The organism is Frankia sp. BMG5.60 (assembly GCF_059428125.1).
Genome location: NZ_CM182091.1, coordinates 3,928,723 through 3,950,758, shown reverse-complemented (window position 1 = coordinate 3,950,758; position 22,036 = coordinate 3,928,723). Strand labels below are relative to the sequence as shown.

Here is a 22,036-nt window from a genome sequence, read left to right as displayed (position 1 = left end):
GCCGAGGGTGAGGCGGGTCCGGGGACGGCGATCAGCTTCCCGCCGCGGCAGTCCGCCTGTTGATCTCGGTGATGCCGCGGGCCAGCTCGGTGAGGTTGGCGTGCAGGTCCGTGAGCGCGTGCTGGACCTCCGGCCAGATCTGCGCGCGGAAGACCTGTGCCTTCGGGCCCTCCCAGTTGCGCGGGTCCGCGAGGGTGTTGCCGTGGTCGATGAGGTTCACCGCTGTCGTCTGCAGGCCGGGCAGTAGCTGGCTCATCCGTGCGGCGGCCTGCAGGGCCGCCGGCGTCGTGACAGTTCTCATGCGATTCCCTTCGCACTGTGGCGCGACTGGAGCAGATGTCGAGGGTGGAGCTGGTGTTGGGGGTGGAGCTGGTGTTGGGGGTGGAGCAGGACGGGAACGGCGGCTGGTGGGCAGGCGACCTGGACGGGGAGCAGGACTCCACGCCGGATGAGTACCCCCCGACCCGCCGGCACGGGGCCGGGGCTCGTCCGGGGGAGCCGGATGCCGAGGAGTTCCCCGTCGACCGGCCGTCTAGGGGCGAGGAGCAGCCCGTGCCCCTCGCGACGCACGTCGACGACGACGCCGCGGTACTGAAGAACCAGCTCCTCCGTCGAGCCGGCGATGACGAGCGCGCCCCCGGCGTCGCGTGCCTGTTGCCAGAAGCTCGCCAGCTCGGCGGCCGCGTGCTCGCCGATCAGCTCGGCGTCGTCGACGAGGACGACCGGTGGCCTTCTCCCCGGCGTGACGGCCCAGGGCGCGGTGACGCCGGCGCCGAGGTGGGCAGTCCCGAGAGGTGGGACCGGCCGGCCCGGGCCGGCCCCGCCGCCAGCCCCGGCAAGGTGGCCCAGAACGGAATCCACCACGGCCAGAACACCCGGATGGCCCGCAAGCGCACGTAACGCTGAGGGGCGCGGTGTCACCGCGACGACGTCGGCACCGCCGGCCAGCAGTGACAGCGCGATGGTGAGCAGCGTCGAGCTGCGTCCCGAGCGCGGCGGCCCGCCCACGACGAAGCCGGGCTCCTCGTCAAGGTCGAGGTCGACAACGTCCAGTTCGTCCCCGCCGAGTCCGAGGGCGGCCCGCAGCCGGGGCGCGGGTGAGCGGCGGGGGGCGGAGGCGGGCCGGTGAGCCTGGGCGGTCGCCATTCGGGCGCTGGTGACGCACTCCGGGAGCGCTTCGACGCGGAAGGGGCGGTCGCCGTCCCGATCCGGTCCGATTGCGCCGGCGCCGGCGCGCAACCGCGCACCCATGTTCCGCAACGCCGCCACCTGCGCCCGGCCGGTCGCTTCCGCGTCGAGCACGGCGACCTGGATCTCGACGGGAGTCGGGAATCGGCCTCCGACCGCGACGCCCCGCCCGGGAGACAGCCGCTCGGGCATGTCCGCGGCGGAGATGCCGGCCAGCGCGTAGTCGCCGGGATCGGCCATCCGGAGGATCAGCCGCTCGTCGATGAGGGAGGCCAGCCGGCCGGTCAACCCGCGCCGATCCGTGGACAGGATCACCCGCAGCCCGGCCGCCGGGCCCTCCCGCAGCAGCCGGAGGAGGCACTCGACGAGGTCCCCGCCGTCGGCGTCCTCGGCCGCGGCGAGCAAAGCCTCGAAGCCGTCGACGAGGAGCACGAGGTAGGGCGGGCGGCCGGCGGCGCTGCCGCCGGCCGGGGTGACACCGCGCCGTGCCTCCCGCAGATCCGCCACCCCGTCCGCGGCGAGTCGCCGGCGGCGCTGCTCGACGGCGACGGTCAGCCGGGCGAGCATCCGTCCGACCCGCTCCGGATCATCCCGCCCGACGATCGCGCCTGTGTGCGGCAGGCTGCTCAGGGCGGCCAGCGCGCCGCCGCCGTAGTCCAGCCCGTAGATGTGGACGTCGCGCGGGGGCATCGCGTCGGCGATTGCGCCCGCGGCAGTCCGCAGGACCGTGGAACGACCGGACCGTGGCGCTCCGGCGACCATCAGATGGCCGCCGTTCTCCAGGTCCAACGCGAAGGGCTGTTGCGCCTGGCGGTCACAGCGGTCGGACAGGCCGATGGCGACCGGGGCGAGCACCGTGCCGGGAAGTCGGGGCCCGCCCCGGCGGGGCCCGGGACGACGCCGCCCCGGCGGACCCGCTGGGTGCGTGTTCAGCTCGTCGGAGCCGGCGACGGCCGGCAGTGCGGGCAGGCCGATGCGCTCTGGCAGCGGTGGAAGCCAGGGACTCGGCTGGGTGGGGATCCCCATGGCCGCGGCGGCCTCGCGGACCGCCCGCACCAGAACGGTCAGCTCGGTGTCGCCCGGTGCGGAATCTTGCGACGCGGCGCCGGGATGCGGGCCCGGTACCGACTCCGGTGCATCCGGCCCGGGCCACGCCAGCAAGCTCACGCGCGGCGCGGCCTCGCCGGTGTCGTCACCCTCCGCGCGGACCGGGCCGCCCACCCAGGCGGTCTGCACGGTCGTGACCCGCTCGGGCCCGGTGCGCACCACTGCCCGGCCGGGGGTGGCGGCAACGATCGCCGCGGCGTCCGGACACCCGACGACGTCCTCGCTTTCGGCCACATCGGTCACCCGCAGCGCGATGCGCAGGTTCGTGTTCGCCCGGATCTCGGGGGAGACGACGCCGCTCGGACGCTGGGTGGCCAGGAGCAGGTGGACGCCGAGGGAGCGTCCGCGCTGGGCGAGGCCGACCAGGCCGGTCACGAAGTCGGGTAGCTCCCGGGCGAGGGTGGCGAACTCGTCGACGACGAGTACCAGCCGGGGCGGGACCGTCAGCTCGCCCGGACCTGCACTCGGCGCCGCACGACGCAGGGCGTCGAGATCCTTGGCGCCGAACCGGGCGAGGAGCGCCTCCCGGCGGTGCAGCTCGGCGGACAGTGAGATCAGGGCCCGGCGCACAAGGTGCGGGTCGAGATCCGTGACGAGACCCACAGCGTGCGGCAGGGCGGCGCATTCGGCGAACGCGCTGCCACCCTTGTAGTCGACGAGCACGAACACCAACTCGTCCGGCCGGTAGGTCACGGCATGTGCAGCGATGATCGTCTGTAGCAGCTCCGACTTACCCGATCCGGTCGTGCCCGCGATCAGCCCGTGTGGGCCGTCACGAGGAAGATCGACAGTGAACGTCCCGCTGCCCGCGACTCCCACCGGGACGGGACGGCTTCTCGGCGGGGTCCCCGAGCCCGGGGCGAGCGACCACGCCCGCCGGATCGCCGATGCGGCCTGCCGGCCGCCGCCGGTGATGTCCGACAGCCGCACGGCCACGGGGAGAGCGGCGTCATCATCCGCCGCCAGGCGAAGCGGCGCGAGTGCCCGCGCCACCGACTCGTACCAACGGGCCGCTCCGGACGGCGCGTCGCCGCCGTCCCCGGCCGGACCGATGAGGTCGGGGCGAACGTGTCTGATCACCTCTGCCTGATCCCGACGCACCGTGAGACAGCCGCCATCGGGTGCGACGACGGCCCGGCATTCGGCCGGGAGATCCCGGACGTCGGACTCCAGGCAGATCGTGTGGATGCCCACGGTCGGGCCGGCGCGCAGCACCGGGATCAGGCCGGGGATGGACCGCAGCGAGCGTGCACCGTCCAGTACGAGCAGGATGTCGGGGCCGGCGGGTCGGTGGTCGGGCGGCAGACTCTGGCGGCGTTGCAGCAGGGACCGGAGTTCGGCGACGCTGGCGACCCGGCCCACCGCGTCCCCCGCGAACCAGGCCGTTGGGACTGTGGTGGCGGGGCGGCAGTGCGGCAACCAGCGAATCCAGCGCCACCTGGCGGCGCGGCCGGCATCGGCCACCAACACGCAGATCGCCAGCTCCTCGGGGCTGTGCAGTACGGCGGCCTGGGCGAGGAGCCAACAGCCGAGTTCCTGGGACCGGACGCCCGCGACCCCGACGATGCCGTCCTCGCTCAGGGCGACTACGGCGGGCAGATCCGCGTGCATCGGGTCGGCCGGGTGGTCGGTGCCGGTGATCCTGACCGCGCTTGGCTGGTTCGCGATTCCGACGCGCAGCCGCAGGTAGTCGGCGTCGCCCCGACGACGTCGCCAGAGCCCGGAGTCCCGCTGCCAGGCCGTGGCGAACAGGCTTGCCGGGTCGGGCTGTTCAGCGTGGCGCTCGGCGCACTCCGCCTCGAGTGCCGCCTGCGCCGCGTGTTCCACCTCGTCGCGCAGCCGTCGATGGCGCGCGGTGGCCTCGCGGAACTCGCGGCGGTCCCGCCGGCGCCCGCTCACCATGGACAGGGCCAGGTTCAGCGGTCCGAGGACGGCGAACAGCAGGACATAGACCGTCCGCAGCACCGCGGCCATGCCCAGGGCGGCGAGCAGGGGGAGGAGCGTGGCCAGAACGGGGACCGGCGCTCGGTGGGGCTCCTCGGGCGCCGCAGGCAGAGCGAAGGCGGCCGCCCGCTGCGGTGGGCGCAACCGCGGCGGCGGGTTGACATCGAGCCTTCCCGCAACGGCGGTGGAGGGAAGGGCCAGGGGGGCGACCGCTGCGGGACGCAGGAGCCGCAACGCCGTGCCTGGAGTGTGCACGGAGGCGAGGACCGAGCCGTCGCCCTTCGCTCGGTCCCACCCGACGATCCTGGCGCCGGGGCCGGGAGTGACCGAACAGCTTCCATCGGCGGCGACCCGCACCGTCAACACGGGTTCGTCGGTGGTGGCGGGGCCGGGAAGCAGGATGGCGTTGCCGGGAGCCGAACCGACGGTGTGTTCGCCGACCGGCAGCGGATGGATGACGCCGGCGCCGGGGCCCGCGGTGATCATTAGTTGGACCAGGCCCGCGCCAGTGGCCCGCCGGGCCGGCGGCGCGTCGAGGATCACGACCGCGCCCTCGGTCAGCGGCGAGCGGGCGAGCGGCAGGCTCGGGCTGAGCGGGCGGCCGCTGCCGGCGAGGGTCAGCGAGGGGCTGGCCCTCGCCGGGGCTCGGCCCGGGTGGGGCGGCCGGACGACGGCCGCCAGCGCGTCGGCCACAGCGCCCAGCGGAGTGTCGGCGCCGGCGCGCAGAAGCACGTCGACGCTTGTTCCGGTGCGGAAATCGCGAATGGTGAATGCGAGCTGCATGGGCCGAAGATACGACCCGAAACGCCCCCCGGCGACGTCGGCCGACGCTGCGTATATGAATTTGGTCTTGTGGTCGTCAACCTATACTTTCGACGACTGGAAAGTCGAGTTACTGACCGGAGCGGGACCGGCGGTCGTGGCCGGCCCGTAGCCTGGCCCGGGCGCGGGTCACTTCTGCTCCGGCGCGTGCGACCAGAGCGTCCCCGTCCTCGGCCGGGGCGCCGGCGGCCCCCCGATTTCCCGGCTGGCGTCCCTGTTCGCGCTGCTCAGGACGTTTGTCGCCGGGGTGGGGCGGAGTTGCGCCCACGAGGGCGACCCCCACGCTCACCGACACCCGGATGCGGTGGCCGTGCACGTCGAGCGGTTCGTCGAGGGCCGCCACCAGCCGCTCGGCGAGGTCGGCGACATCGGGCGCATCTCCGGAGCCGACAAGCACGACGAACTCGTCGCCATCCCATCGGCCGAGAATGTCGGCGGGGCCGAGTACGCTCGAAAAGCGGTGGGCGACGGCATGTAGGGCGGCATCACCGGTCGGATATCCGAAGGAGCTGTTGATTCGACGAAATGCGTCCAGGTCCAGGAAGAGAACGGCGGTCCCGGCCCGGTCCGGGGAAGGAGGTGTTCGTGCGGAAGAGGTTGCGCGCACGGCCCGTGCTCTGGTGCCGTCCGACGCGCCGGATCCGCCGGTGGTGAGCCTGGCCGCGAGCAGGGCTCGCAGTGCCGTCCGGTTCGCCATCCCGGTGATCGGATCCGTCGTGGCCTGACGGCGGAGGTCCTCTTCGCGATGGTGCCGTTCAGTCACGTCCTCGACGACGACGACCAGCCCGTCGCTGCGGATGAGGGCGTTCAGGCGGACGTCGAGCCAGCGGTGACCGCGCGGCGCCGGTTGCGGCAGCTCGATGCGGGCCCGGGTCCGCCGCCGGTCGATCAACTGCCGCGAGAGGAACGCCAGGGTCCGGACCGACGTGACCGGATCGACCGCGGTGAGGTCGACCGGGCCGGCGGGCGAGGAACGGGCCTGGTCCATATGGGTGCCGGCCGCCCGCGCCGCGGCCTCGGCCGCGTGGTCGCAGGCCGCGAGCCAGCTCATGCCGGGCCGCACGGGGAGCAGGGCCACCCCGGTCGCGGCGCTGCGGCGCCACGCCTCGTTCAGGCGGGCCACCATGCCGTCCGGCCCGAGTACCGCAATGGGAGAAGGGAGGGAGTCGAACACGGCCGCCGCGACGTCATCGGTGGGCACGGAGTTGGAATCCTTCCGGCTGCCGCACCGTGGCGTCGATCGGGCGCGGGGCGCGTCCTCGACCCGCACGGCGCGGGTGATGTGCCGTGGGACCGCCCCGGGCGGGTGTCTCCCGCGCCGAGCAGGGCTGCCGCGGCGGTGCCTTTCTGATCCTCGGGCGGCTGCCGACGGATGGATTCCGTTTTATTGAACGGTGTGCAGCGAAAGGTGGTGGCGAGAGCATTGGATGTGTGGGAGTAGTGAATTCCCTGGCGGATCGGTGCCGCCCGTGGCTCGATGAAGGCTCGGCGGGAAAACCGGGAGCGGGCTCGGCGCGGCGGGATGGTGGCCGGCGTCGCAGTCACCATCCCGTCCTGCACCGTGCGGGTCAGATCCTGGTAAGCAGGTCCTGCATGCTGATGATCTCGGCCGCCTGAGTACGTTGAATGTTCTCGGCAAGCTGTTTCGCCAGCTCGTGGCGGCCGTCACGGATCTCGGCCTTCGCCATGGCGACGGCGCCCTGGTGATGCTCGATCATCATGGCGAGAAACATCTCGTCGAAGGCCGGTCCGGTCGCGTTCCTCAGGGCGGTCATGTCCGCGCTGGACATCATTCCGTCCATGGCGGCGTCCGGTGCCTCGGTCTGGATCCCGTGATCGGCCGTGCCGTCGCCGGCCGTGCCGTCGCCGGCCGTGCCGTGGTCGGCCGTGCCGTGGTCGGGTGCGCCGGGGTCGGGTGCGCCGGGGTCGCCCGTGCCGTGACCGGAAACACCCGCGTCGGCCGGGGGAGCGGTGGGCTGCCCCCAATCGGTGAGCCAACCCGCCATGGTTGCGATCTCCGGCGTCTGCGTGGTCCGGATCTGCTGCGCGAGGGATCTGACCTGCGGGTTCTGTGTGTGGGACGGGGCCAGCTCGGCCATCTCGATGGCCTGCCGGTGATGGGGGATCATCTTCTGGGCGAAGGTGATGTCGGCCGCGTTGTGGCCGCCGGTCGCGGCCGTGGCCGTGGCCGTGCTGGTGGGCGCGCCGGTGCTACCCCCGCTGCCGCAGGCGCCGACGGTGACCGCGGCGAGAAGCGCCGGGATGAGCAGGATGAGTCGTCTCATGCTGAAGTTCCTCGTCCTCAGATGCGTGCGGACTCCGGATGCGTGCGCAGCCGAATACCGGTCCGCCGGGCGGGAGTCGTCGAGGACCCACGCCGGCGGAGCGGTCGGTCTACACGCGCAGCACGCAGAGGCGGGCGAGTGAGGGCGCGCGGGGGCGAGGTAGTCCCCCGGGAGGTGACCGCTCGGGGCGACGGGGCGCTGGGCGCGAGCGGGCTCGTGCGCGGACGGCCGTCCGGACGGCGCGGGCGAGCAACAGGGCGACGAGCAGGATGCCCGTCAGGCGAAGGAACGCCAGGCACAGCTCGCCGGCGTGCCCGCCGTGATGGTCCGCGGTCGGGTCCGACGCCAGGGTCGCGGACCCGCCCTCGAGGCTGCCTGGGTGGCCGGGGATGGACCCCTGGTGCGCTGCCCCGCCGTGCGGTGCGCTCGGCCGGCTCCCCGCCGCGACCAGCGGCCCGTCAGAGCCGCAGAAGGCGCCCGGGTGGTCGTGGTGGTCGTGGTGGCCGGCATGCGCGGACAGGCCGCCGTGCATGACCAGAATGCCGAGGAGCACGGGCACGAGGAGCACCAGATACGGCCCCCGAGCGGAGATCTGTCCGCGGGTCCCGACACTCACCGCGCCATGATGCCTGAGGGGGCGTGCGGCGACGGGATCCGACGCCACCTCCGATCCGTGCCCCCCCCGCGGGTGACGGGGGGCCGGGCCTGGTAGCCGGCGCCGAGCGTGCCGGTCGGCCAGGATGATCGATGCGGTGGAGAAAGCCGCGTCAACGGGAGAAAGCTCCGTCAACGGGATGAAACTGTCACGCCGCCACCCAGCGCCAGCCGTTGTTGTCCGCGCAGACGATCGCCCTGCCGTCACCCGCGACCCCCTGCACTCCATGGTCGGCATTGCGGCAGATCTGGCCGGGTTTGTAGCAGTTTCCGCTGGCGGCCCGGGGATTACAGGCGGGAGCAGCCGCGGCCGGTGGGGGCGCCGCGGCGGGTGGCGCTGCTGCCGGTTGGTGATCGGCCGGTTGGTGATCGGCCGGTGGTTGCGCGGCCGGTGGCGCTGCCGCATGGGTTGCGGGCGACTGGGCCGGGAGATGGGTGGGGCCTGGGACGGCGACGCTACGGGTGCTGGGCGCGGCCTGCACCACCGAAGCCGCCGTCGCCCAAGGCGCCGAAGCCGCCGTCGTCGAGGGCGGCGTCGCCTGCACCGGTGCCGCCAATGATGTCGGGGCCGCCGATGACGTCGGGATTGCCGATGGTGTCGGTGTCGCTGAGGGTGTCGGTGTCGCTGAAGGTGTCGGTGTGGCGATCGTCAGCGACGCCCGCCGGATCGCCGCCGTGTCTTTCTTGGGCGGATCCGAGGTCGCACCGATGATGATGAACAAGGCGAGCAGGACGGTGACCGCCCCGCTGGTCTTGGGATGGCGCCGGCACCAAAGCCAGGCGCGCCGAAAAAAGACCACCGTTCCCCCCGAATGTGGCTTCCAGTCAAACCGGGGTGGGACGATACGCCCTTCCCTGAAGGAAGAAGAAGAAAAGACGCACCGGATCCCCTCGCGAGGGAAAATTTGGTGTGTTTATTGATGTAGGGGGTCGGCTGTTGTGCCGTGTGGGGCTCACTCAGGCGCTGCGCGGCCCGGCCGAAATGCAGCTCCCCGGCGACCGTCGCGAAGCACCGCGGCTCCCGCGTGTCCATCCGACCAGGGCGGCGTGCGATTGATACTCGGAGGGTATCGCTGGTGTGCCGGGGAGTGTTGGTCCGTGGCCGGGGCGAGGGCACGATCGAGACATGAGCGAACTGACCTGGTCCGCGGACGCCCTGGAGCGGATCGACTCGGCCCGCGAACTGGAGATCGCGGTCAGACGCGCCGACGGGACCCTGCGACGCCCGCTGCCGATCTGGGTCGTCCGCGTCGGTGACCAGGTGTACGTGCGGACCTGGTACCGGCGCGACACCGGCTGGTTCGGTCACGCCCTCGCCTCACGCCGGGCCCGCATCCGCGTCCCCGGCCTCGAAGCCGACGTCACCGTCGAGGACATCGGCGAAAGCACCGCCCGTCTGCGCGCGGACGTCGACGCCGCCTACCGTGCCAAGTACGGCAACGCGGGCGCCGAATCCATGGTCACGGCCTCCGCCGCGATCACGACCCTGCGGCTCGGTCCCGCCTAGCGCATCTGTTGCGTTCTTCGGGGCAGAAGGCGGCTGAAACGATTTCCGCAGCCATCCCGCGTGCGGCCCGTTCTGGGGACCGTCTGGGTACCCGACCCGGCGAGGAGGCGAGGGCAATCAAACCGGCTGGTGTTCCTACTGGTCAGCGGGCCAGCCTGAGAGGCTGGCCGCGCGGACGAGGGGCGGAGGCTCCGGGATTTGAACCCGGGAGGGGGTTGAAGCCCCCAACCGCATTAGCAGTGCGGCGCCATAGACCGGACTAGGCGAAGCCTCCCAACGTGCTCGCCCATCATAGCGTCTCCCCTGAGGGTGCCAACGGCCCGGGTGCCGGACCGGGCGGGCGGGATGGATCACAGCCGTTGGCCGACGGAGTCGGCGGAGCCCACGGAGCCGGTGCGCTCGGCCGGCGCCGATTGGCCGGGGAGATCCTCCGCCCCCAGCGCGGCGAGCACCGCGCGCGCGATCTCGCGGCGGCGGGCGTCGTCCGCCACCGGCCGGCCGTCGGCCTCCTGGACGTAGAAGGCGTCGACCACGTCGAGCCCGAGGGTGGCGACGATGGCGGTGGCGACGTCGAGCCGCAGCTCGGACAGCGCCCGCACGATCCGGAACAGCACGCCGGCCCGGTCGGGGGCGCGCACCTCGAGGACGGTGGTCGAGCCCAGGCCGTCATCGAAGATGACCTGCGGCGGGCCGGGGGTGGTCCACTGCTTCGCGCCGGAGTAGTCGCGTTCCCGGGCCGCGAGCCGCTCGGCGATGTCGAGGGTGCCGGCGAGGGCCGCCCGCAGGTCCGCGAGCAGCTTCGCCTCCTCCGGCACCCGGCCGTGCGGGGCGGCGACCGCGGCCTGCAGCAGCGCGCGCCCGTCGGCGCTGCGGGCGGACGCCCGCCGGATGTCGAGCCGGTTGAGCGCGAGGACACCGGCGGTGACGGCCAGCAGCCCGACCTGGTCGGCGCTGACCACGACGATCTCGAACATCCCCTCGTCGGGCAGCGGGTTGACCTGGACGGCGTGCTCCGCCGGCAGGGCGAGCAGGCTGCGCTGGCGGTCGTCCAGCCGCGGCGGGCAGGGCACCCGTTCGCCGCCGAGCAGCGCCCGGGACCGTTCGACCAGGTCGTTGATCAGGCGTGCCTTCCAGGCGTTCCACGCGGTCGGCCCGGTGGCCCGGGAGTCGGCCTCGGTCAGGCGGTGCAGCAGGGTGAGGATCCGGTCGCTGCCGGCGGCGGTGGCGACGGCCTGGATGGTCGCGAGATCGTCGATGTCGCGCCGGGTGGCCGTCTCGCCGAGCAGCAGGTGGTGGCGGACCATCGCGACGAGCACGTCGACGTCCTCGGCGGGCAGGCCGAGCCGGGGGCCGAGCAGCCGGATCTGCTCGATGCCGGCGTCGGTGTGGTCGCCGGGGAAGCCCTTGCCGATGTCGTGCAGCAGCGCGCCGAGCAGCAGCAGGTCGGGGCGGTCCACGTCGCGGGTGAACGCGGCGGCGTGGGCGGCGGTCTCCATCAGGTGCCGGTCGACGGTGTAGCGGTGGTAGGGGTTGCGCTGCGGGCGGCTGCGCACGGCGGCCCACTCGGGCAGCAGCCGGACCAGCAGACCCACCTGGTCGAGGGATTCGAGCACGCCGACGGCGGCGTCGCCGGTGGCGAGCAGGGCGACCAGCGCGTCGCGTGCGGCGGGCGGCCACGGCTGCGGCATCGCCGGCGCTTCGAGGGCGAGCCGGTCGACGGCGTAGCGGCCCAGCGGCAGCCCGGTGCGGGCGGCGGCCGCGGCGACGCGCAGCACGAGGACCGGGTCCTTCGCCGGTTCGACGTCGAGGGCGAGCTGGATCTCGCCGCCCTGGTCGATCACTCCCTCGTCCAGGGGGCGGCGGACGGGACGTCGGCCGCGCCAGCGGGAGGTGTTGCGCAGCCCGGCGGCGGTGCGGTACCAGGTCGCGTCCCAGGCCCAGGAGATCGTCCGGCCGGCGTCGGCGACGGCGTGGGCGAGGGCCATCGAGTCGGGGTAGCCGAGCGCGGCGGCCACCGCCGTGCCGTCCTGCAGCAGCAGCCGGTCCTGCGGGCGGCCGGCGGCCAGCCGGCGGATCTCGCCGCGGGCGTCGAGCAGCACCTCGGCGGCGGCGAGCACCCGGTCGGAGGGGACCTCCGCGACCCAGGCCGCGGCGAGGGCGTGCAGGGCATGCACGTCGCGCAGCCCGCCGCGGGACTCCTTGAGGTCCGGTTCGAGCAGGAAGGCGACCTCGCCGAGCCGGGCGGCGCGCTCGGCCACGGCGGCGGCGAGGTCGGGCAGCCGCTTCGGGGCGCGGGTGCGCCAGCGGGAACGGGCGCGGCGGGCGAGATCGGCGGTCAGCGCGGCGTCGCCCGCGACATGGCGGGCGTCGAGCAGGCCGAGCGCGGCCTTCAGATCATCGTCCGCCACCGTGATCGCCTCGTCGACGGTGCGCACGCTGTGGTCGAGGCCGACGCCCGCGTCCCACAGCGGATACCAGACGGCGTCGGCGAGGGCGGCGATGTTCCGGTGGGCGCCGTCGTGGAGGAGGACCAGGTCGAGGTCGCTGCCGAACGCCGGCTCCGCCCGGCCGTAGCCGCCGACGGCGACGAGGGCGATCCCGGGGTCGGGATCGCCCAACAGCTCGGCCAGGGCCGCGTCGGCCAGGTCGGTGAGAAGGCGGCGCAGCGTCGGCCCGGTTGCCGTGGGCAGCGGCTCGGCGCGTCCCCTGAGGATCTCCAGACGGTCCTGCATGGCTCTGTCCTCCTCCGGCGCCGGCCACTCCAACGGACTCGGCCCGCGCGGGCCGGGCCGGCACATGGCGCGGCACCGCGTCGATGATCGCGCGGTGCCGCCTCATGTGGTCGGGCGAGGAAGGAGACGCCCGGGCTGGGGCCCGGAGCGTCCGCGACCTCTGGTGCTACCTGCGTGGTGCGATTTCCGGGTGATGCGTGGGGAGCATTGCGTGGCGCCCTGGAGCCGCAACGTGGTGCTACAGCGCGTCGGTGCCCCGCTCGCCGGTGCGTACCCGGACCACGGAGTCGACCGGGACGACCCAGACCTTGCCGTCGCCGATCTTGCCGGTCTGCGCGGCCGTCGTGATCGCCGCGACCAGGTCGTCGGCGGCCTCGTCGGTCACGACGACCTCGATCTTGATCTTCGGAACGAAGTCGACCTTGTACTCCGCGCCGCGGTAGACCTCCGTGTGGCCCTTCTGCCGGCCGTAGCCCTGGACCTCGGAGATCGTCAGGCCGTGCACGCCCAGGTTCTCCAGCGCCGCCTTCACGTCGTCGACTTTGAAGGGCTTGATGACGGCGGTGACGAGCTTGGTCATGCCTGGGCCTCCTCAGGCACCTTGACGGGGGTGACGCTGGTGGAAAGCGAACCGCTGCCACCGATGGTGGTGAACCGGTACGCCGTCTCACCGTGCAGCGCCTCGTCCATGCCGGTGAACTGGTCCTCGTCGCTCAGCTTCAGCCCGATCGTGTACTTGATCGCGAGCGCGATGATCGCCGTCACGACGGCCGAGTATCCCAGCGTCGCGCCGACGGCCAGGGCCTGCTCGCCGAGCACGCTCCACGGACCGCCGTAGAAGATGCCGTCGTGGCCCGCCGAGTTGGTGTCCACGGTGGCGAAGAAACCGGTGAGCAGAGCGCCGAGCACACCGCCGACGAGGTGGACCGCACCGACGTCGAGCGAGTCGTCGATGCCGACCTTGCCCTTGATCGAGGTGGCCAGCGCGCAGACGACGCCGGCGATTCCGCCGACCGCGATGGAACCCATCGGGGAGACGAAACCGCAGGCCGGGGTGATGGCGACCAGGCCGGCGACCGCACCGGACGCGGCGCCCAGCGTGGTGGCCTTGCCGTCCCGGATCTTCTCGATCGCGAGCCAGCCGAGGATCGCCACGCCGGTCGCGATCTGGGTGTTGAGCAGGGCGAACCCGGCGAGCTTGTTCGAGCCCAGCGCCGAACCGGCGTTGAACCCGAACCAGCCGACCCACAGGATGCCGGTGCCGAGCAGGACGAACGGCACGTTGTGCGGGCGGAAGTCCCCGGTCGGCCAGCCGGCCCGCTTGCCCAGCACCAGGGCCAGCACGATCGCGGCGATACCGGCGTTGGCGTGGACGACCGTGCCACCGGCGAAGTCCATCGCACCGCGCTTGAACAGCCAGCCGTTGGCCGACCACACCCAGTGGGCGATCGGCGAGTAGACCAGCACCGACCACAGCGGCACGAAGACCGCGAAGGCGCTGAACTTCATGCGGTCGGCGACGGAACCGGTGATGAGCGCGGGAGTGATGATCGCGAACATGAGCTGGAAGGCCACGAACACGACATACGGGATATTACTGTCGCCCTCGGACAGGTTCTGCAGCGCGAAGAAGTGGAATCCGCCCCAGAAGCCGTTGCCCGCACCGAAGGCGACGCTGAAGCCCACCACCGACCACACGAGTGTGACGATGCCGATGCAGAAGAAGTTCTGCATGATCATGCCGAGGACGTTCTTCGCTCGGACCATGCCGCCGTAGAAGAACGCCAGTCCGGGCGTCATAAACAGCACGATCGCGGAACTGATGAGCATCCATGCGGTATCGCCCGTATCCATTTTGACCATGTCTCTCCTGTCATCCCCCCGCGCGGTGCGCGGACTGCGCTCACCCGGTCCCCGGCCACGCTGCGCTCGTCCCGGATCCTCGGGTCCGAAGAGTCGATAAGATCTGTTCCCGACCTGTGTCTTAGCTGTTTCTGACGTGTGAAATCGCTAAATTGGGCGGGCTGTGGCCCGTTTCGGTCGCCTAGCGGTGGGCGCGCGGAGACTCTCCGACCGGATCGGCGTGCTTCCGTGACTGTATAACTGCGTACAGTTACCGTCCGGCGGTGTGAGCAGTGTCCCTACGGAGGGCTGGCATAGCGTCGGCGAACCGGACCCCGAGACCCGCCACCCCAGCGCCGCCGGCCGGCGCGTCCCCATCGACCCTATTGGCGGCACTGATCTCGGCGGATGCGCCGAACCGGTCCTGTCCATCCCCAGACAACGAGCGGGCTTGTCGAGCACGCGCCGCGGCAGCCCGAAAGTCGCAGCGGGCAAAGTGGCCCGCGACAACGTCGCAGGCCCGAAAGTCGCAGGCCTCATTGTCCTTGGCCTGGCCGGCATTCTGTTCGCCGGCCAGGCGACGATCGGCGGCCCCGTGGGCCCCGCCTGGGCGGTGCCTGCGTCGTCGGCCGCTCGACCGACGTCGCAGAGCCTCGCCGACGTTCAAGCCGAAATCGGACGTACACGCTCGAAACTAGATGAATCGGCTCGTCGGGCGGCGAGCGCCGCCGAGGCCTTCAACGCCGGACGGATCCGGCTCGCCGAGGCCGAGCGGGCCGCCAAGGACGCCGCCGCCCGGGTCGACCGGTCCGACCGGGCGGTGCGCGAGGCCGCGGATCAGCACCGAGGCCTCGCCGTGTCGGCGGACCGGGCGGGGGGCTTCGCCCAGTTGTCCCTGCTGCTGACCGGCGATCCCCGCCGGGCCCTGGACCGCGCGGGCGCCGTCGACGCCCTGGCTCGCCGGCAGCGGGTCGCGGACACCGGCCTGCGGCTGGCTCGCCGGGATCTCACCGAGGCCCGGCGAGGCGCCGACGCGGCCCTCGCGGACAAGAAGAAGATCATCGCGGATCTCGCCGAGCGCAAGCGGACCATCGAGGCTGCGGCCGACGAGCAGCACGGGCTGTTGCAGCGGCTGGAGTCGCGCTACGCCGAGCTGGAACGGCAGGCCAAGGCTCGGCAGGCGGCCGCCGCGCGGGCCCGGCAGGCGGCGGTGGCCGCCGCGGCGGCACAGGCGGCCCGGCAGGCGGCGGCAGAGCGGGTCCGCTACGGGCAGGAGTCCGGGGTGGCCGCAGCGGCGGGCCGGGCCTTCGCCGCGGCTCCGGTCACCGCTGCGGTGGCCGCGCCGGTGCGTGGGGGCGGTGGGGCGGCGACCGCGGTGCGGGAGGCCTACGCCCAGCTCGGGAAGCCCTACGTGTGGGGGGGCGAGGGGCCGGCAACCTTCGACTGTTCCGGGCTGACCCAGTGGGTCTGGGGGAAGGCGGGCGTCGCTCTGAGCCACTACACCGGAGCGCAGTGGGACGAGGGGCGTCGGGTGAGCCGCGCCGCCCTGGTGCCTGGCGACCTCGTGTTCTTCCATCCGGATCTCGACCACGTCGGGATCTATGTGGGGAACGGAAAGATGATCCACGCCCCTCGCACCGGCGAGGTGGTTCGAGTGGAGAAGGTCTGGTGGACGAGCTTCCAGGGAGGCGTCCGGCCGGGTGCCTGACGCCGGCCACCCGGGGATCCCCGGGTGGCCGGCAGGTGCGACGTCAGGAGGGTGCGACGTCAGGAAGTGCGACGTCGGGGGGTGCGGCGAGGTCAGCGGTCCACGTAGACGAGGGCCGCCGTGCTGCGACTGATCTCCGCGTCGCTCTGGCCGTTCGGGGAGACGATGTGGATCAGGTCGCCGCGGGAGCCCGGCATGATCTGCGCGCCGGGCACGATCGCGGCGTCCTGCAGCCGGCGCATGGCGCCCTCGTCGGTCTGCAGCCGTTCGGAGATCCAGCTCACCGTCACCGGCCGGCTGCCGTCCGCGGCGGCCCGGTCGGCGGAAGCCAGCAGGCTGACGGGCGCGGAGGCGGGCCGTGGTGCGTCGCCGCGTTGGGCGGGCGGAATCTCGTTACCGAACGGACAGCGCTTCGGATCGCCGAGCAGGACGGTCAGCCGGGCCTCGACCTCGTCGGAGATCACATGCTCCCAGCGGCACGCCTCGTTGTGCACCAGGGCCCAGTCGAGCCCGATGACCTTGGTGAGCAGCAGCTCGGCCAGTCGGTGCTTGCGCATGACGGCGGTGGCCCGCAGCAGACCCTTCTCGGTGAACTGGACGGTCCGGTCGTCGGCGAGGGAGACCAGTCCCTCGTTGGCCAGACGAGCGGTCGACTCGCTGGCGGCAGGCGCGCTCACGTGCAACCGCTCCACCAGGCGCGCGCGCAGCGGGGGGATGCCCTCTTCCCTCAGTTCGTACAGGGTGCGGAGGTACATCTCGGTACTGTCGATCAGTCCAGTCACCGGTCTCCTTCGTCCCATCCAGAGTACGCCCCGTCCACAGGGTGCAAGGGCCATGCGTCCCGTGTATGCCGTGTCCCCCGGACAGTTTGCCGCGCGGGCCCGACTCGCGGACGCGCCGGTCCGGCGTCCGGCGGCCGGCCGCCGCCGGACGGGGCTCACCCGCCCGGGACACCGGCGGTGACCGCACTAGAATCGACATCATGAGCACGACTCAGATCGCACCTGAGACGTCGGACACCCGCACGGACGAGGGCGACGACCACTCCCACTACGCCCGCCGGGAGGAGATCGTCCGCGCGTCCATCGAAGGCGGTCGGGTCACCGCGCTCTGCGGCTACAAGTTCGAACCCGTCCGGGACCCCTCGCGGTTCCCGATCTGCCCGAAGTGCAAGGAGCTCGTCGAGATGGCCCAGCAGTTCGGTTGACGGGGGGGCGCCGCGCGACGCGGACGAAGCGGAAGAATCGGGACGGATCTCCGATCTCTCAGGGAAAACCGCGGTCGTGATGCGTCACCCTGCCGCCGGCATCCCGCCGACCGGCCGTACGATCACCCATGGCGTCGATCCGATGCCCCGTCCGCCCCAGTAGCTCAGTGGATAGAGCGACCGCCTCCTAAGCGGTAGGCCGTAGGTCCGATTCCTACCTGGGGCACGTTCCCCTGCCGCGCAGGGAGTCTCCGGGTCTGGCCGCCCCCGGGGGAGGCGGTGTGACGAAACAGCACCCACCGCCTCGCCGGCCGACGGCGTGGGCGGCGGCGGGCGCCCAGACCGGGCCGCCGGAACGTGCTCACACAGGTGGCGCGTCCGACGCCGCTCGGGTCAGGATCTGGGTATCGGTGAGAAAGTCGGCCAACCGTCGGAAGTGCGCATAATCCGCTCTCGCGAGCGGTGGAGCTTCGCCGCGGCGGTGGCGGGCCCAGCGATGGCGCGGCGTCTCCGCGTCGCCGGACCGGACCGGTCCGCCGGCTCCGTCCCGGATGGGACGATCATGGAGAGTGGCTCGTGACAGGGCGGGTACCAGGCCAGGGCGAGACCGGCGGGTCCGGGCCGGCCGCCGCGGCCAATCCGGCATACAGCGTCACGATCCGGGTGCCGCGCGGAGCGCGGGCCGACATCGACGCGGTCATCGCCGCCGGTCCCGGCACGATCACCTGTTACGCGGACGAGCCGGACCCGGCCGGCCGCCGGATCACGCTCGACGCCGACAGCGGCGCGACGCTGACGTGGCTCCTGAGCGCCCTGCGCAACCGTCTCGGCGCCGACCTGCTCCAGACCGAGGACCCGGTCTTCGTCGTCGCGTCGACGGGCAAGCTCACCCAGTCGCTGTGCGCGTCGGTGACCACGGGGCACGATCTCGCGCTCCTCGACGCGGACGCGGACCGGCGGGTGATCCGTCATCTGGCCACCCACCCGACCCACACCGACCTGTTCACCGGGCGACCCCGCCGGGTGGCGCTGCTCTCCGACGCCAGCGCCGTGCTGGACTTCGAGCCGCTCGCCGCCGAGGCGGCCCTGCCAGCGGTGGAGTCCCAGGCGGTCCACCTGCACCGGGCCACCGGTCTCGACGTCATCCCGATGCCCATCGCGGCGCGGGATGCCGCGGAGCTCGGCCGGGCGATCGGCATGCTCGCGCCCGGATTCGCCGCCACGGTGCTGGTCCACACGCACGTCAGTCACATCGACGCGGTCCGCGCCGCGCAGCGGCCGAGCGCCACGCCGCTGCTCGACACCGTCAACGACGGCCTCGCCGTCGCCGCCACCGCCGCCGTCCTCAACCACCTGCGCGGCCGGGGAGTGCGGCCGCAGTCGGCCCGCGTCGCCGTCGTGGACCCCGCCCGCGGCGGCGACCTCGCCGGCCTGCTCCTCGCAGCGGGGATCCGGGATCTCACCCTCTACGACCCGCTCGCCTACGGGATCCAGCCGCTGCACCGGCTCGCGGCCCACCTCGACCTCCTCGTCGACCTCATCGGCCTGGCCTCGCCGCCGGAGCAGGTGCCCGTGCTGCGCACCCGGCCCGAGACGCCCCCGCCGCTGGCCTCGGCGACCTCGGGTCCGCGCCCGCTGCATGCCCTGCCCGGACTGTTGCGCGCGGCGGTGCGCACCCACCGACCGATCAGCGCGCAGGCGCGTCTGGCCGCCGTCCAGGCGCTGGTCGACCTGACCCCGCCCGGCAGGCTGCTGCCGCCTGTCGACCATCCGCGCCTGACCCCGACCGTCGCCGACGCGGCCGCCCGGGCACTGGCCGCGGACTGACGGCGAGGGCGGTACGTGACGGCGGCGGTATACCGCGGCCAGGACTGGTCGAGGATCGGTTCGCGGACCGAAGCGGCGGCCCGCCCGGTCGGCTGGGCCGGTCGGCGGCCCGCCCGGTCGGCTGAGCCGGATCAGTCGGACGAGGAGGGCACCAGGTCGAGCAGTGCCTGGGCGGCGAGCTCGTAGCCCAGCGGGCCGAGGCCGACGATCACCCCGCGGGCCAACGCCGACAGAATCGACTCGTGCCGGAAGGACTCCCGCGCCCAGACATTCGACAGATGGACCTCGATCCACGGATTCGGGTAGTTCGCGAGTGCGTCCCGCAGGCTCCAGCCATACATCATGAGCGCCCCGGGGTTGACGATTGCGCCGACCGAGTCGTAGTTATCCTGAATCGCGTGGATCAGCTCGCCCTCGGATTCCCGTTGGACGGAGACGAGTTTCCAGCCGCGATCGGCGATCCGGTCGGTGACGGCGGATTCAATGTCGGCCAGAGTGGCCGTGCCGTACACCTCCGGCTGCCGCCGACCGAGTATGCCCAGGTTCGGGCCGTTAACCAGAAGTAGCGTGCTCACCAGACCTCATCACTCGTGCCGACACCGGTGCCGACCGGCCCGCTCGGCCGGCGTCCCGTGGACGATATCGCAGGTGCCGTGCGGTCATGGACGGGCCATATCGGCCCGTATCCGACACGGCTGAGCGTGTCGGTCGTGTCGCCATGGCGTGTCGATTGCTCGTCCGTTGGTCAAACTGTAGTCCCGTCCGGGGGACGGCAGGCGAGTCGGGAGCGTTGAGGTACCGTCCGTCGCGCACCTCTCGCGTAGATTCTTCGGGCAGCTCACGGTAATGAACCGTAGACGGCCAGGATCCTTGCGCGAACCTTATCGTCACGTAAGAAAAGGGTGGGGACCATGAGCGGTGTAGTGCGACGCGCACCGGAGTTGCCGGCCTGGCCGCAGTACTCCGACGAGGAGCGCGCCGGACTGATCCGAGCCTTGGAGCAGGGTCAGTGGTGGCGCATGGGCGGCAGCGAGGTCGAGAGCTTCGAGCGGGAATTCGCCGACTATCACGGCGCCGACTACGCGCTCGCCGTCACGAATGGCACCCACGCCCTTGAGCTCGCCCTCCAGGTGCTGGGCGTGGGCCCGGGCACCGAGGTGATCGTTCCGGCGTTCACGTTCATCTCCTCATCCCAGGCGGCGCAGCGTCTCGGCGCGGTTGCCGTGCCGGTCGACGTCGACCTGGACACCTACTGCATCGATCCGGCGGCGGCGGCGGCCGCGGTCACCCCCCGCACCAAGGCGGTCATGCCGGTGCACATGGCCGGTCAGGTCTCCGACATGGACGCCCTGGCAAAGCTGTCCGCCGACACCGGCGTCCCGCTGATCCAGGACGCCGCCCACGCGCACGGCGCCCAGTGGCTCGGGCGAAAGGTCGGCGAGCTCGGCTCGGTGGCGGCGTTCAGCTTCCAGAACGGCAAGCTGATGACCGCGGGCGAGGGCGGCGCCGTCACCTTCCCGGACTCGGAGCTGCACGAGATCGCGTTTCTGCGGCATAGCTGCGGACGGCCCCGCACCGATCGCCGGTACTTCCACCAGACCTCCGGGTCGAACTTCCGGCTCAACGAGTTCTCCGCCTCGGTCCTGCGCGCCCAGCTCGGCCGCCTGGCCGGCCAGATCGACACCCGCGAGCAGCGGTGGCCGGTCCTCGCCGACGCCCTTGCGGCCATTCCCGGCGTCGTGCCGCAGAGCCGCGACGAACGCTGCGACCGGAATCCGCACTACATGGCGATGTTCCGCCTTCCCGGATTCAGCGAGCAGCGACGCAACGCGTTCGTGGACGCGCTCGTCGAGCGGGGCCTGCCCGCCTTCGCCGCCTTCCGGGCGATCTACCGCTCCAACGGGTTCTGGGAGACCGGCGCTCCGGCGGAGTCCATCGACGACATCGCGCGGCGGTGCCCCAACACCGAGGCGCTGAGCGCGGACGGCGTCTGGCTGCACCACCGGACACTGCTGGGCACCGAGGAGCAGATGCACGAGGTTGCGGCGGTCGTGGCCGACACCCTGGCGGCGCAGTGACGGCGGCGGCGCCGGTGCGGGTCGCCGTCGTCGGGCTGGGCTGGGCCGGCCGGTCGATCTGGCTGCCCCGGCTGCGCGAGCACCCCCGGTTCTCGGTGGCCGCGGTGGTCGATCCCGATCCCGCCGCCCGCGCCGCGGTGGCCGCCGAGCACCCGGACCCGGACCTGGAGCTGCTGGCCGACGTCGCCGAGCTGGGCTCGGCCCGGTTCGACCTCGCCGTCGTGGCGGTGCCCAACCATCGGCACGCCGACATCGCCGAGCGGTTGCTGACCGCCGGCATCCCGGTCTTCCTGGAGAAGCCGGTCTGCCTGAGCTCGGCGGAGGCGGATCGGCTCGCCGCGGCCGAACGGGCCGGCGACGTCACCTTGCTGGCCGGGAGTGCCGCACGGTACCGAGCCGACGTCAGCCGGCTCTACGAGGTTGCCGCGGAACTCGGCGCGATCCGCCACGTCGACCTCGCCTGGATCCGCGCCCGCGGCATCCCCGACGCGGGTGGCTGGTTCACCCGCCGGGAGCAGTCCGGCGGTGGCGCGCTGGTCGACCTCGGCTGGCATCTGCTGGACACCCTCACCCCCCTGCTCGGCAGCGTCGAGTTCCACCAGGTGGTCGGGGCGACGTCCGACGACTTCGTCAGCGACGGCGCGTGGGCGGCGTCCTGGCGGCACGGCGAGCAGGCCGCTGCCCCCGGCGGCGGGGGCGGGGACGTGGAGGACACGGCGCGCGGATTCCTGGTGACCGAGAACGGGACCTCGGTGTCGTTGCGGGCGAGCTGGGCCTCACACGAGGCCCGCGACCTCACCGCGATCAACGTCGAGGGGGCCGCCGGCACCGCCTCGCTGCGCTGCACCTTCGGTTTCGGGCCGAACCGGCAGGATCGTTCGGTCCTGTCCCTGACCCGGACCGGGCAGACGACCGCGGTGCCGCTGCCCGACGAGCCGATCGGGACCGAGTACCGCCGCCAGCTCGACGAGCTGCCGGCGATGCTGGCCGACCCGGCCTCCCGGGGGCGGGCGATCGCCGAGGTCCGGCCGACGATCGCGGCCATCGAGCGCCTCTACGATTCGGCCCGCTCGCACCGCCCGACGCCGCAGCTCGTCCGTGCGGGCTCATGATGTCCCGCAGCTAAAGCACCGTT

Annotated in this window: 17 protein-coding genes and 2 tRNA genes; 8 read left to right on the top strand and 11 right to left on the bottom strand. The window is 72.7% G+C overall.

Features of this window, described 5'->3' with window-relative positions:
• Positions 1–31: 31 nt before the first annotated feature.
• The 5 genes from AC5R91_RS16075 to AC5R91_RS16055 all read right to left on the bottom strand — a co-directional run bounded on the left by AC5R91_RS16075 (position 32) and on the right by AC5R91_RS16055 (position 7,962).
• Complete coding sequence (locus tag AC5R91_RS16075) at positions 32–301, bottom strand: hypothetical protein (protein WP_044887639.1); 270 nt, start codon at positions 299–301, stop codon at positions 32–34.
• The gene (locus tag AC5R91_RS16070; protein WP_495392180.1) at positions 298–5,022 is read right to left on the bottom strand and encodes an FtsK/SpoIIIE domain-containing protein; all 4,725 of its coding nucleotides are present in this window, start codon (positions 5,020–5,022) and stop codon (positions 298–300) included. The genes AC5R91_RS16075 and AC5R91_RS16070 overlap by 4 nt, the downstream gene beginning before the upstream one ends.
• A 109-nt stretch (positions 5,023–5,131) precedes the next feature.
• Positions 5,132–6,262: a diguanylate cyclase domain-containing protein gene (locus AC5R91_RS16065; RefSeq protein ID WP_495392179.1), complete on the bottom strand. Its 1,131-nt coding sequence runs from the start codon at positions 6,260–6,262 to the stop codon at positions 5,132–5,134.
• A gap of 367 nt (positions 6,263–6,629) precedes the next feature.
• Entirely contained in the window at positions 6,630–7,346 is a 717-nt protein-coding gene (locus AC5R91_RS16060; protein ID WP_495392178.1) for a DUF305 domain-containing protein, read from the bottom strand.
• Positions 7,347–7,455: 109 nt separating this feature from the next.
• Positions 7,456–7,962 carry a hypothetical protein gene (locus tag AC5R91_RS16055; RefSeq protein ID WP_495392177.1) on the bottom strand — a complete coding sequence of 169 codons (507 nt, stop codon included), beginning with the start codon at positions 7,960–7,962 and terminating at the stop codon, positions 7,456–7,458.
• Between the two features lie 500 nt (positions 7,963–8,462).
• On the opposite strand from AC5R91_RS16055, the gene AC5R91_RS16050 reads away from it, so the two are divergent.
• Both AC5R91_RS16050 and AC5R91_RS16045 read left to right on the top strand, forming a co-directional pair.
• Complete coding sequence (locus AC5R91_RS16050; protein ID WP_495392176.1) at positions 8,463–8,921, top strand: hypothetical protein; 459 nt, start codon at positions 8,463–8,465, stop codon at positions 8,919–8,921.
• A 205-nt stretch (positions 8,922–9,126) separates the two neighbouring features.
• Complete coding sequence (locus tag AC5R91_RS16045) at positions 9,127–9,507, top strand: DUF2255 family protein (protein WP_495392175.1); 381 nt, start codon at positions 9,127–9,129, stop codon at positions 9,505–9,507.
• Between the two features lie 183 nt (positions 9,508–9,690).
• On the opposite strand, the gene AC5R91_RS16040 is transcribed toward AC5R91_RS16045, so the two are convergent.
• The 4 genes from AC5R91_RS16040 to AC5R91_RS16025 all read right to left on the bottom strand — a co-directional run bounded on the left by AC5R91_RS16040 (position 9,691) and on the right by AC5R91_RS16025 (position 14,102).
• Positions 9,691–9,781 (bottom strand) — tRNA-Ser (locus tag AC5R91_RS16040).
• A gap of 76 nt (positions 9,782–9,857) precedes the next feature.
• Complete coding sequence (locus tag AC5R91_RS16035) at positions 9,858–12,239, bottom strand: [protein-PII] uridylyltransferase (protein WP_495392174.1); 2,382 nt, start codon at positions 12,237–12,239, stop codon at positions 9,858–9,860.
• A gap of 238 nt (positions 12,240–12,477) precedes the next feature.
• The gene (locus AC5R91_RS16030; protein ID WP_011602135.1) at positions 12,478–12,819 is read right to left on the bottom strand and encodes a P-II family nitrogen regulator; all 342 of its coding nucleotides are present in this window, start codon (positions 12,817–12,819) and stop codon (positions 12,478–12,480) included.
• The gene (locus AC5R91_RS16025; protein ID WP_495392173.1) at positions 12,816–14,102 is read right to left on the bottom strand and encodes an ammonium transporter; all 1,287 of its coding nucleotides are present in this window, start codon (positions 14,100–14,102) and stop codon (positions 12,816–12,818) included. Before AC5R91_RS16025 ends, AC5R91_RS16030 begins: the two co-directional genes overlap by 4 nt.
• A gap of 430 nt (positions 14,103–14,532) precedes the next feature.
• Here AC5R91_RS16025 and AC5R91_RS16020 point away from each other — a divergent pair, with 430 nt between their 5' ends.
• On the top strand, positions 14,533–15,789 hold the full coding sequence (locus AC5R91_RS16020) for a C40 family peptidase (RefSeq protein WP_495392172.1): 1,257 nt from the start codon (positions 14,533–14,535) through the stop codon (positions 15,787–15,789).
• 92 nt (positions 15,790–15,881) lie between these two features.
• Here the strand turns inward: AC5R91_RS16020 and AC5R91_RS16015 are convergent, their stop codons facing one another.
• Positions 15,882–16,571: a metal-dependent transcriptional regulator gene (locus AC5R91_RS16015; RefSeq protein WP_495392171.1), complete on the bottom strand. Its 690-nt coding sequence runs from the start codon at positions 16,569–16,571 to the stop codon at positions 15,882–15,884.
• A gap of 200 nt (positions 16,572–16,771) precedes the next feature.
• Between AC5R91_RS16015 and AC5R91_RS16010 the strand changes: the two genes are divergently transcribed.
• The 3 genes from AC5R91_RS16010 (at position 16,772) to AC5R91_RS16000 (ending at position 18,823) form a co-directional block, all read left to right on the top strand.
• The gene (locus AC5R91_RS16010; RefSeq protein ID WP_011602139.1) at positions 16,772–16,996 is read left to right on the top strand and encodes a DUF3039 domain-containing protein; all 225 of its coding nucleotides are present in this window, start codon (positions 16,772–16,774) and stop codon (positions 16,994–16,996) included.
• A 153-nt stretch (positions 16,997–17,149) separates the two neighbouring features.
• Positions 17,150–17,222 (top strand) — tRNA-Arg (locus AC5R91_RS16005).
• 350 nt (positions 17,223–17,572) lie between these two features.
• Complete coding sequence (locus tag AC5R91_RS16000) at positions 17,573–18,823, top strand: malic enzyme-like protein (RefSeq protein ID WP_495392170.1); 1,251 nt, start codon at positions 17,573–17,575, stop codon at positions 18,821–18,823.
• Positions 18,824–18,954: 131 nt separating this feature from the next.
• Here AC5R91_RS16000 and AC5R91_RS15995 read toward each other — a convergent pair whose 3' ends face one another.
• The gene (locus AC5R91_RS15995; RefSeq protein ID WP_495392169.1) at positions 18,955–19,398 is read right to left on the bottom strand and encodes a type II 3-dehydroquinate dehydratase; all 444 of its coding nucleotides are present in this window, start codon (positions 19,396–19,398) and stop codon (positions 18,955–18,957) included.
• A gap of 336 nt (positions 19,399–19,734) precedes the next feature.
• Between AC5R91_RS15995 and AC5R91_RS15990 the strand changes: the two genes are divergently transcribed.
• The gene (locus AC5R91_RS15990; RefSeq protein ID WP_495392168.1) at positions 19,735–20,901 is read left to right on the top strand and encodes a DegT/DnrJ/EryC1/StrS family aminotransferase; all 1,167 of its coding nucleotides are present in this window, start codon (positions 19,735–19,737) and stop codon (positions 20,899–20,901) included.
• Entirely contained in the window at positions 20,898–22,013 is a 1,116-nt protein-coding gene (locus AC5R91_RS15985; protein WP_495392167.1) for a Gfo/Idh/MocA family protein, read from the top strand. Before AC5R91_RS15990 ends, AC5R91_RS15985 begins: the two co-directional genes overlap by 4 nt.
• The last annotated feature ends 23 nt before the right edge of the window (positions 22,014–22,036 follow it).